This is a genomic window from Pseudomonas sp. F9001 (assembly GCF_013385435.1).
Taxonomy (GTDB): Bacteria; Pseudomonadota; Gammaproteobacteria; order Pseudomonadales; family Pseudomonadaceae; genus Aquipseudomonas.
On sequence record NZ_JACAPX010000009.1, the window covers coordinates 1 to 10,554 of the forward strand.

At 63.5% G+C, this 10,554-nt stretch carries 10 protein-coding genes; all 10 read right to left on the reverse strand.

The genetic code is table 11. The features are described from left to right. Positions 1 to 212: 212 nt before the first annotated feature. The 10 genes from HX818_RS07120 to HX818_RS07165 are packed head-to-tail and all read right to left on the reverse strand — an operon-like array spanning position 213 to position 10,292. On the reverse strand, positions 213 to 1,190 hold the full coding sequence (locus HX818_RS07120; protein ID WP_003211527.1) for a LysR family transcriptional regulator: 978 nt from the start codon (positions 1,188 to 1,190) through the stop codon (positions 213 to 215). 51 nt (positions 1,191 to 1,241) lie between these two features. After that, positions 1,242 to 2,177 carry a peptidylprolyl isomerase gene (locus tag HX818_RS07125; RefSeq protein ID WP_177019717.1) on the reverse strand — a complete coding sequence of 312 codons (936 nt, stop codon included), beginning with the start codon at positions 2,175 to 2,177 and terminating at the stop codon, positions 1,242 to 1,244. Continuing rightward, entirely contained in the window at positions 2,174 to 2,662 is a 489-nt protein-coding gene (locus tag HX818_RS07130; RefSeq protein WP_177019718.1) for a YbjN domain-containing protein, read from the reverse strand. The genes HX818_RS07125 and HX818_RS07130 overlap by 4 nt, the downstream gene beginning before the upstream one ends. 20 nt (positions 2,663 to 2,682) lie before the next feature. Further along, a complete protein-coding gene (locus HX818_RS07135) occupies positions 2,683 to 3,309 on the reverse strand; it encodes a hypothetical protein (protein ID WP_008430322.1) in 627 nt (208 codons plus the stop codon). A gap of 17 nt (positions 3,310 to 3,326) precedes the next feature. Continuing rightward, positions 3,327 to 5,027 carry a putative porin gene (locus HX818_RS07140; protein WP_177019719.1) on the reverse strand — a complete coding sequence of 567 codons (1,701 nt, stop codon included), beginning with the start codon at positions 5,025 to 5,027 and terminating at the stop codon, positions 3,327 to 3,329. A 41-nt stretch (positions 5,028 to 5,068) separates the two neighbouring features. Continuing rightward, positions 5,069 to 5,776, reverse strand: coding sequence for an energy transducer TonB (locus HX818_RS07145; protein ID WP_032898546.1), 708 nt, complete (start codon positions 5,774 to 5,776; stop codon positions 5,069 to 5,071). 3 nt (positions 5,777 to 5,779) lie between these two features. Further along, positions 5,780 to 6,205, reverse strand: coding sequence for a biopolymer transporter ExbD (locus HX818_RS07150; protein ID WP_003211540.1), 426 nt, complete (start codon positions 6,203 to 6,205; stop codon positions 5,780 to 5,782). Between the two features lie 11 nt (positions 6,206 to 6,216). Further along, a complete protein-coding gene (locus tag HX818_RS07155) occupies positions 6,217 to 8,016 on the reverse strand; it encodes a DUF2341 domain-containing protein (protein WP_008430331.1) in 1,800 nt (599 codons plus the stop codon). Between the two features lie 24 nt (positions 8,017 to 8,040). Further along, positions 8,041 to 9,639: a ShlB/FhaC/HecB family hemolysin secretion/activation protein gene (locus tag HX818_RS07160; RefSeq protein WP_177019770.1), complete on the reverse strand. Its 1,599-nt coding sequence runs from the start codon at positions 9,637 to 9,639 to the stop codon at positions 8,041 to 8,043. Between the two features lie 59 nt (positions 9,640 to 9,698). After that, a complete protein-coding gene (locus tag HX818_RS07165; RefSeq protein ID WP_087694077.1) occupies positions 9,699 to 10,292 on the reverse strand; it encodes a transposase in 594 nt (197 codons plus the stop codon). Between the last annotated feature and the right edge of the window lie 262 nt (positions 10,293 to 10,554).

Consider the following 10,554-nt stretch of genomic DNA (forward strand, 5'->3'; position numbering starts at 1 on the left):
TAGCCGCGCCGGGCCATGGATGGCCCGTCGCGGCGGCCCGCGGAGCCTTGCCGGAGTGCGGGCATGCCGAGCCTAAGCGAGGCACCGAGTGGTGGGGCAAAGCGTTTTTTGGTTACTTTTTTAGGCGTTTGTAAAAAAGTGACCCGCTGTAAGAGCGGAACCATAAGTAGCCGTTACCGAAGAAACGGATATGTACTCAATCAATCAATCAATCAATCAAACCACTCCCCCCGCTCAAGAAACGTATTCCGAATCATCTCCACCACCCACCCCACCTCCAGCGGATGCCGCACATCAGCACTCACCCCCATCCAGACCTGCCGCTGCATCCCCTCCAGAAACACCCCATCCAACGCCGTCAACCCACGATCAAAACAACTCATGTACCGCGGCAACAACCCAATACACGCACTGCACCGAATCATCTCCAGCATCAGCGGATACGCCTCCACCCGCACCACCCCCGCCAGCCGCTGCTCCACCAGGCTATTCCACGGCCGCAGCGCCTCCACCTGCCGGTCCGGCTGCCACTGCACCAACATATAATCCGCAAGGTCTTCAATACTGTCCGGCCGCACCGCCAACCGCGAATACCGCTTGGCAATATGCGGCGAATAATCCAACCGCGCCAACACCTCTGGCGCCCCAATGGCAAAACTCGGCCCCGCCCCCGGCGAATCCATCCCCGACAACCACACCACCACATCCGCATCCAGCGCCTGCAACCCCAACTCGCTGTCGATGGAAATGATCTCCAACCGCACACTCGCATTGCGCCGCAACAGCGCAATCAGGTCCCGCCCCAGAATGTCATGCAGGATCGACTCGGCAACCGCCAGCCGAATCAACGGTTGCTCCAGCACCGGCAAGCGTCGCTCATGCGCCAGGGCAATCAACTGCGCCTGCAACTGCTGCCCTTCACGACTCAGGGCCAGGACATTGCCCTGATAGCTGAACAGCGAACGCCGCAGTTGCTCTTCCAGCTGCGCCAGGCGCTTGCGCAACTGCGTGGCCTTGATGTTGAGGCTGCGAGCCGCCTGCATGAAACACCCACAGCGGGCGCTGATCAGGAAATACTGCGCCACCTCGGGCTCGATGGCGGCCGCCAAGGCCAGCCAGGCCTCGCGGGATTCGGTCGACGCACGATAAGGCGCGACGCCGTGGGGTACAGCCGGTTCAACAAATACCATGGGAGACTCCCTGTCTTGTGGGTACTGTGCATCCAATGCGGTGATACGGTTTTACTCCAGCACCTTGTTCAGCTCGGCGCCGTCGATACTCAAGGTCGCGGTATTGAGCATGCCTTCCAGGTAGGCCTTGGCAATCTGCTCCTGGCGTTGCGCACGCAAGGCCTCGGTCAGGCGGCCACGCAGTTCATCCAGCGTGGCCGTGCGCGCCGGTTGTTGCCCAGTGAGTTTGAGCACGTGAAAACCCGCCGCACTCTGCACCGGCTCCGACACCCCGCCCGTCTTGAGCCGCGCCACCACACCGCGCATTTCAGGCACCAATTGCTGCAATGGCTGCATCCCGGAATCGCCACCGCGCCGGGCGCTGTCGGGGTCCTGGGAATACTGGCTGGCCAGGGCGGCAAACTCGCCCGGCGAGGCCTGCGCCTTGCGGCTCAACTCCTGGGCCTGGCGGCGCACATTGTCGACGGTTTGCGGGTCGCTCACGGCCAGGAAAATCTGGCTGACCTGGTACAACGGGGGCGTCACCCATTGTGCCTTGCCGCTGTCATAGGCTTGCTGCAATTCGGCGGCGCTGGGGTAATCCGTCGGCACCTGGCTGACCGACAACATGTAGTCGCGAAACACGATCTGCTCGGTGGCGGCGCGGGTCTGTTGCTCCACCTCCGGGCGCTGCCGCCAGCCCTGGGCATCGGCCTGTTCAAGCACGGCCTTTTGCGCCAGGCGCGAACGCAGCCAGGTTTCCAGGGCGCTGCGGTTGCCACGCAACTGCTCGCGGGTTTCCGTCGGCAAGGCGGCCAACACCGACTTGAGTTCGGCGAGGTCGATCTGCTGGTTGCCCAGGCGCGCCACCGCCGGCCCGTCCTTCACGGCCACCGGCGCCGGCTGCTGGGCTGCGACCGGGTCACTGCCCGGCCGCAGGCTCAACCCCACCGCGACCGCCAGCACCACCAGGGCGCCAGCGCCGACCACCAGGGTTGGTTTCTTCACAGGGCAGGCGCCTCTTCACGGGCATCGACGGCAGGCGCGGCGTCGGCCTGGGCTTGAAGCTGGGCGGCTTGCTGGCTGTATTCACGCAGGTAGACGATGAATTCCTGCAGCAGGCGATCCCACAATTCCAGCTGATTGCGCAAGTACGGCGCACCCACGCCGGCGGCCACCACATCCATCTCCATCAGCAGGAACTCACCCTGCAACGACAACCGCGCAAAACGTCGGGAAGCGTTCCAGACCTGGGCCAGCCCCTCGGGCAATTCGCCCTGCACCCGCAGCGCGCAGCTGTAGGTGAAGTCCACGTAGCTGCCCTGCTCTGCCGCCGGGTTGCCCAAACGCACGGCGAAGCCGATGCCCTGGCTTGCGCTGAGCAATTGCACGATGCCGTTCTGCTCGGTCTGGTTGACCCGGTAGCCGGCTTCCTGCAGCAGCTCGGTCAAGGCTTGCGGGGTCACGCTGGTGATCAGTTGTACGTCGCTCATAGGGGTCTCTTCCTTGTCGATCAATGATTAGTGACGGTCTGTGGAGCATCGAACCGATTAAGGTAAAGGCCGTCACCAAAACCCTGGGCGAGTTCCTCGAACTTGACCCGGGTGCTGCTGGCGAACGGTTGGCGGATGCTCATCACGTCGGCCACGTCGATTTTTTCGTAGGCCGTCAGCAACTGCTGGGCCACGTCGTACATCTGTTGATTCTTGACTGAACATTGCTGCACTTGTGTGTCACGTTCCGTGAGTTGCGCCTGCAAGCGTGCGCGCTCGGTTTCTTTGCCCCGGGCGATTACCAGCAAGTCTTCATAGGCTTTCTTGAACTTGCCCACCTGCTCATTGCTCGCGGCCACCTGGGCCTGGGCCTGGCTATGCAGGCTCTGTTGCTGGCCCACCAGTTGTTCGGCCACGCCACGGGTCTTTTCCAGTTCGGCGGTCAGTTGCTTGACCTGCGCCTGGGCCTGCTTGGCCTGGGTTTCGGCGGCGATGCGTGCGGCACTGGCCTGGGCCTGCTCGCTTTGCAGCGCCTGCAACTGCTGGGTGGTGCTACGCAGCTGAGTGCGCAGGCGCTCCTCCATACCCTCAGCCGAAGCGCCGGTGGTGACGAGCAGTAGAAGCAGGCCGCAAATTCGCGTGTTCATGAGCTTTCTCCGGCGCATCAGAAGCGCGTGTTGAGTTCCAGTTGCATGACATCCACTTCAAACGGCGCGCCATACACTTCGGAGGCGCTGAGCCAACGAGCACTGGCGTAGATGTTCTTGTCGAGGCCGTAGTTGGCGCCGATGAAATAGCCCTTGGCGTTGGTGCCGCCGAGGTGGAACGAGGAGTCGTTGAAGCCGTCCGGCAAGGCATCCGGCTGGATGTATTTGTAGCCGGCCAGCACGTTCCAGTCGCCCTTCTTGCGCATCTCCAGCGCACTGCCGAGGGTGAACTGCACCAGCAGCGCATTGCCGCCACTTTCAAACTGGCCGTCGCTGTTGAGGTTGTTGACGATCTGGCCTTCGCTGCGCTTGAGCATCTCGCCCTTGTCGTAGGCCAGGTTGTGGATGAAGTTGGTCTGGCTGCGCAGCTTGAGGTCTTCCGGCAGCTCGCTGTCCCACACCAGGTTGAGGTCCAGCACATTGAACTTGGACGCCAGGCCGACGAATTGCGGTTGCGGGGTCAGGCCAGGCGTTGCCGGGTTGGGGGTGATGTCTCGCAGCAGGAACACGCTGTTGCCCTTCTGCATGAAGGCCAGGCGCGTGCCATCGGTATCGCACGCCGGCTGGCCGGCCCACGGCGAGCAAGGGCTGGAGCGTTCGCCCTGGATATCGCCGAAGTGGTAGTAGGCCATCGAGCCCTTCAGGCTGTTGCTGCGGTTGATCTTCCAGTCGGCGCCGATCTGCCCGCCGAACAGCCATTTGTTTTCGCTCTCGTCCTTGTCGAAGCCGTTGGTGGTGGCGGTGTCGGGGCTGTATTCCACCGGGAACGCGCCGAGGGTGCCGAACAGGCCCCAGTCGCTGTTGAGCTTGTGGTTGAAGATCGCCGCCACACCGTCGAAGTTGAGGTCGCCGGAATACATCATGTCGGTGGAATAGAACGGGTTGGCAAAACGTCCGGCGGTCAGGGTCATGTAGTCGGTGGTCTTCCAGGTGAGGTAGCCCTGGTCGAGCCAGATGTCTTTCTTGCCGAAGCCGCCGCCCAGGGTCTGGGTGGTGGACACCGGGTTGTTGTCGTTGCCGGTGCCGAGGCGGATGCCGGCGGTCCATTCCGGCGAGATCACGGCTTTCATGCCCAGGCGGGCGCGCAGGCGGAACAGGTTCTCGCGGTCTTCGCGGGTGTTGAGCAGCGGCGGCAATTTGGTGTTGGTGTTCTTGTTCACGTCGTAGGGGCCGCTGTCGTTGAGCTTGGCGTAATCGACGATTTCATTGCTGTTGTTGCCCGAGAAATAGCGGGACTCATCCCGCAGGCGAATATCGCCGTCGAAGCTGATGCGCGAGACCCACTCCGGGAAGGTGTTGGGCTGGGCCCAGTTTTCCTGCTTGGCGGTGGCCATGACCTCGGCCTTGACCTGGTCGCGAATCTGGTCGCGCACCGCGGCCGGCACGTACTGCACCCGCACATCGCCGGGGGCCGCCGCTGGGCCTGCCGCTACCGCCGTGGCGGTGCTGGCCTGGCGTGCCTGCCGGGCTTCCTTTTCAGCCTGGGCGATCAGCCCGTCGGCCTGTTCCTGCTTGAGCACACCTTGCTGCACCAGCAGGCGGATCAGGTTGATCGTGGCGTTTTCCGAAGGCGCGGCGGTGGCGGCCGTCGCCTGGCCGACCAGGGTCGCGATGACCATGCCGACCGCCAGGGTCAATCGATTCACGTGGGAAATCATCTGCACACAACTCCTGTAGAAAACTGCAAAAAAGGGTTCGATCAATCCGGGCGCCGGCCCTTGAGGGACAGGCGTACCGGCAGGGTCATTGAGGTGGGTGTGCGTTCCTTCAGCCGCGGTGTGGCACGCAATGCGGCCAGCACCTGGGCGTCGGTGTCGGCGTCGCCGCTGGACTTGGCCAGCTCCACGCGCGTCACCTCGCCGTCTGCGCTCAGCCACAGGTCGGCCTGCACCGTGTAGGCCTTCTTGCGCAGCTCCGGGTCTTCCCGCAGCAGGCGCTGGAACACCCCGGCCAGGTACTGCTTGAACGTCCCGGTACCGAGCCCGCCACCACCGGAACCGGCCATGCCGCCGCCCTTGCCGGCACCGATGTTGAAACCGTCGGTACCGGACTGAGCGTCGCCGTCGATCTGCATCGGGTTGGCCAGGTCGTCTGCTGGCGAAGGCGGTGCCTCTTCCTCGGGCTTGACCTCGTCGGGGGTCGGCGTGGGTTCCGGCTCGGGGATTTTTTCCTGCACCTCGGGCTCCGGTTCCTTGGGTTTTTCCGGCGGCGGTGGTGGCGGTGGCGGCAACGGAATAATCGTCGGCACCTTGGGCGCTTCACGGCGCACGCCACTCATGTCATTGGCCCACTGCCAGAGAAACCAGGCAGCCACGGCGCCCAGCAGCAGGCCAATGCCCCACTTCAGCGGGCGCAATGGCGGCTTGTTCTTGAGGGGCGTCGGCGTGATCGGCATCTGTGCGGTCATGACTCAGCCCTGGCTCGGTTTGCCGGTGACCAGCCCGACCTGGGACAGCTCCAGGCGACGCAGCAGGTCGAGCACTTCGATGACCTTCTGGTACTGCACCATGGCGTCGCCGCGCACGATCACCGGGAAGTCCGGGTTCAGCGCTTTCTCGATGCGCAGGCGCTCTTCGAGTTCAGGCAAGGTCACCGGGTAAGCGTCGAGAAACACCTGGCCGCCATCGTTCACCGAGATGGCCTTGGTCTTGGCCTCGGACAGCGATACCGAAGCACTGGCCTTGGGCAGGTGGATCTGGATCCCCGAGACCTGGGCGGTGGCGGTGAGGATAAACATCACCAACACCACCATCAGCACGTCCACCAGGGGCGTGATGTTGATGCTGTCGACGGGTGCGTCATCGTCATCGTCGTGGGAGGCATTCACGGAAGCCATGCTGATTCTCCTCAGGCCGGGACGTGGGCGTGGTGGTCGCGACGGTGCGCCGCTTCACTGTGCTGGCTCTCGCCGTGCATCTCCGCCAGGCGGGTGATGAACTCGTCGACGAACACGCGCATGTCGGCGCTGACTTCCTTGTTGCGGGTAATCAGGCGGTTGTAGCCAAACAGCGCGGGGATCGCGACAAACAGGCCCATGGCCGTGGCCAGCAAGGCCGCCGCCATACCCGGGGCGATGGCGTTGATGTTCACGTCGCCGGCCATCGCCGTGCCGAGGAACACCACCATGATCCCCAGCACGGTGCCGAGCAGGCCGATATACGGGCCACCGGCAATCGCGTTGGAGAGGGTCGACAGCTTGGCGCCGAGTTGCTGGTTTTCCCGGGTACGCACGCCGTCCATGGAGCAGCGGATGGCTTCGATGGTGGCTGCCGAGACCGACGAGGTGTCGGCGCCCTGGGCGCGGCGAGTGCGGATTTCCTTGACCGCGACCCGGTACAGGCGCCACAGCGAGGAATGGGTCAGGCGCTCGGCCAGCAACGCGTCGTCGTAGTACATCTCCAGGCGCGTACCGATCTGTGCGAATTGCTCGCGGAAGATATCGTTGGCAGCACTCACGCGACTGACCTGGCGGTTCTTGCGGAGCATGATGAACCACGACTGGAACATCATCCCCACCAGCACCAGGATGATCACCCAGGCATCCACCGGCACCGCCTTGAGCAGGAACCCCAGGCTGCCGAAGCCGAAGCCCGACTGTTCTTCATCCACGCCATAGGCCACCAGTTTCGACTCGGCGCCCTGGGCCGTGGCATCGGCCAGCAACAGGGCTGCCGGGCGCGCGACCTTGGACAAGCGCAGTTCGTCCATGGCCCCGGTAAACGGCAGGTGCCCGCCGGCGGCTTCCGGCAAATCGGCACCGATGGCCAGTGGCGAATTGAACGCCGGCATCGCCACTGCGAGGGTCGCGGTCTCACGGCCGTTGACGTACAGCGAGACCTTGTCGCCCTCGGCGGTGAACGCCAGGTGCTGCCATTGGCCGGGGTTCAGCGGCTGGGTCGAGACGGCGCGCTGGCCGTCGATTTCAATAAACGGCATGCCCTGGTTCAAGCCCAGCAACAGGCTGTGGGCGCCCTCGCGACGGGCCACCACCACTTGCTCGCCGCTGGCCTGGTCGACCCGCAACCAGGCGCTGAAAGTGAAGGCGCCGCCCGCTGCGTGTTGCAGCGACGGGCTGGCTGGCAGCAGCAACGGCTGGCCACTGAACTGCAAGGCCCGGCCGATCACGCCGTCGATGCTCGCACCGGTGGCGTTTACGGCAGTGTTGCCGTAGGCCGTGGTGTCCCGGGGCGGCGTGCCGTTGGCGCCGTCGAAGTGGTAGAGCGCGGTGTAGTTCGGGTCGAAGGTCAACTGGCCGTTGGCGGTGGCCGGCGCCTTCTGGTTGCCGTAGTACATCCACAGGTCCTGGCGCTGGCCGCCTTCGACCTTGGGCACATCGACCCAGATCAGCGCCATGCCCATCAGCGGGTCGAAGCTTTCGATCTGGTGGTTGAACACGGTCTTGTCGTCGGCGCTGACAAAGCGCAGGTCGGCGCCGTCGTCCTTGACCCCGTCAAAGCTGAAGTTGCCGGTGTGCAGGCGCACCAGCAGCGCGGTGCGGCCCAGGGCCTGGCTGATGGCTGCGCCCTGGGAGGTGGTGTCCACCGTGATCTGTTTACGGTAGTGCCAATCGTCCTGCCACCAGGCATGGGCGGTGGCCGGGAGCGCGAAGCCCAGGCAGATCAACAGGCTCAGAAATAGGCGTTGCATGTCAGGAGTCTCCGAAAAAAGGGGTCAGAAAGTCGCCTGCACACTGAAGTGCAGTCGCGAGTCCTGTTTCTGGGTATTTGGGCCTTCAAGCAGCGGGTAGCCCCAATCCAGGCTGCCGGACAACCACTTGCTCAAACTGGCGCGGGTGCCGAGGCCGACACTGGCCAGGCTGTATTCGTCTTCCTGCTCGGGCAGCGGGTCATGCAGGCGCAGGCGTGCGCCTTCGGCGAACGCGTAGAAGCGCCACTCCTGCACGTAGCTGCCGAGAAACTTGGCCAGGGACGGCGTGCGCAGCTCCTGGGACAACAGGTAGCCGTCGTCACCGGTGCGCTCGGCGGCGAGATACCCGCGTACCGACGTAGCGCCGCCAGCGGAATATTGCTCGTTGGACACCAGCGGCCCCGAGGCCAGCTGGAAGCCGGCCTTGGACGCCGACTGCCAGTCGTTGCCGAAGGTGTAGGTGTAATTCAGGTCACCCTTGAGCACCGCAAAACTCGGGCTGGCCTTGTCACGCTTGTACTGGAACTCCTCGGCGTCGCTGCCGTAGCCGAAGAACGCGCGGGTACCCACCACCAGGCTCAAGCCCAGCCCCAATTGCGACTGCTCGGTGTAGCGGTAGCCGTTGTAGCCGAAGGTCAGCGGTGCGTACTTCAGCGGGATATCGTCCGTGCTGCCGCCAAACTTCATCTGCTCCTTGAAGTCCTTGAAGTCGACCCCGGCGGAGAACGAATTGGCCCAATTGCCACTGGCCGGCAGGCTGTAGATCGCCGACACGCCGTAGGAATGGCCCTTGCCCAACACGTTGCTGCCACCGATGGTGGCGATGTTGCTGTCGGACTGATAACCGGAGAACTGCAGGCTCCAGCGATCAGTCAGCGGCGCGGTGTAGGAGCCCGACCAGACCTTGGCGTTGTCGCTGTCCTGGGGCGCGGTGAAGTAGGTCAGGGAAATGCTGTGGCCCAGTTGCCAGAGGTTGTCGTAACCCAGGGTCGCGACGCTGCGCAGCTCCTTGGTGTCGGCGCTGTAGTCGTTGTTCAGGCCGAGGCTGGCGTGCCAGGGGTTCTGGTCTTCCACCTGCAGGTCGACGTCCATGGTGCCGGGGCGCTGGCCCTCGCGGACCAGCGGCGTGACCTGCCGCCCGGCGCTGCGATTGAGGCCGGCGAGTTGGGTTTGCACGCTGGTGAAATCCGGAACCGCGCCCTCCTTCAAGCCGGGTACTTCGTCGCGGATTTCCACCGGCGAATAGTGCTTGGCGCCGACCACGCGGACGCGCCCGACCTTGGTTTCGCTGACCTGCAGGTAGACGATTCCGTCATCGACCTTCTGCTCCGGCAGTTCGACGAACACCGACTGATAGCCGCGTGCCTGATAGATCTTCTGCAAGGCATCCCGGGCGCCTTCGATGTCGGCGAGGGTCTTTTGCGGGCCGAGAAACGGGTACACCGCCTCTTCGATCGCACGAGCGTCGAGCACAGTGTTGCCGCGCACGAAGTACTCGTTGACGTCCACCAGCCGTGCCGGAGGCCCGGGCTGGGTGCCCTGCTCTTCGGCCTGTAGCGGTTGCGCCAGTGCACCCAGCGTCAGCCAGCACAGCGCCAGCGTTGATTTGAACAGATGCTCCACACCGCCCCCTGGTTTACTCAAGATGATTGCCGTCGCCGTTTGCCCGGCGTTTGGCCTGTTCAATTGCTGGATATCGAGGTGTTGCCATGCCGGGCGAGCCAGGTGTGCAGCAGGGCGAAGTTCAGGGAGAACTCCGGCATGTGCAGCAAGGCGCCACAGAACACTTCACCAATGATTTTCTGGATCAACTGCACCGCCTGCGGGTTGTTCAGGAACGTGGCGATGTCGCGTTGCAGGAGGTTGATGCCCCAGACTTTCTGGTTCAGGTCGAGGCCGACGAACCAGCGGAACAGCAGGTTGTAGTTGAGTTGTTCGTGCAGTTGCTGTTCGTTGGGGACTGAGTACAGGAGTTGCAGCAGCAGGATCTGCAAGACGGTCTGGGGGGCGATCTGGGTGCCGGGTTGGGCCTGGAGCAGGTCGCGGTGGAGGTCGAGGATGTCGTCGATCTGCGGGCGCAACAAGACCAGTGAATGGCCTGCGGGGATGTAGCTGGAGACTTCCTTGAGCGCGCCTTGCCAGTCGTCCTGGGAGACGATCCATACCCACGGTGCGCCATAGCGGTAGACCGAGACCGGTTTTTTGCGTGCGGCTTCGACGATCTTTGACAGGCGCTGGTCGAGCTCCTGCATGCCGACTTTCGAGTAACGTTCCATAGTTCCCATTCGCCCCACTCCTGGCATCCTGCTTGCGGCTCTGACGTCGCCTTTTTTGGCGGTGTTGAGCGCGTTACATAGCCAAGACGGGGGTCGCTGGGGACTACCGAACTTTTGTCATAAAAGCTTCTTTTTTGGGGCGGGGTGAGGTGGGCATATCCGTTGCTGCGGTCAGGGCTGGTATTGGTTCCGCTCTTACAGCGGCTCACTTTTGGAGTGTTGTGAAGCAAAATCAAAAGTTAAAGCGGGCACGGTTCAAATG

Coding starts and splice junctions, on each gene's coding strand:
- HX818_RS07120 (WP_003211527.1), bottom strand. CDS start 1,190: ATGGTATTTGTTGAACCGGCTGTACCCCACGGCGTCGCGCCTTATCGT.
- HX818_RS07130 (WP_177019718.1), bottom strand. CDS start 2,662: ATGAGCGACGTACAACTGATCACCAGCGTGACCCCGCAAGCCTTGACC.
- HX818_RS07135 (WP_008430322.1), bottom strand. CDS start 3,309: ATGAACACGCGAATTTGCGGCCTGCTTCTACTGCTCGTCACCACCGGC.
- HX818_RS07140 (WP_177019719.1), bottom strand. CDS start 5,027: ATGATTTCCCACGTGAATCGATTGACCCTGGCGGTCGGCATGGTCATC.
- HX818_RS07145 (WP_032898546.1), bottom strand. CDS start 5,776: ATGACCGCACAGATGCCGATCACGCCGACGCCCCTCAAGAACAAGCCG.
- HX818_RS07150 (WP_003211540.1), bottom strand. CDS start 6,205: ATGGCTTCCGTGAATGCCTCCCACGACGATGACGATGACGCACCCGTC.
- HX818_RS07155 (WP_008430331.1), bottom strand. CDS start 8,016: ATGCAACGCCTATTTCTGAGCCTGTTGATCTGCCTGGGCTTCGCGCTC.
- HX818_RS07165 (WP_087694077.1), bottom strand. CDS start 10,292: ATGGAACGTTACTCGAAAGTCGGCATGCAGGAGCTCGACCAGCGCCTG.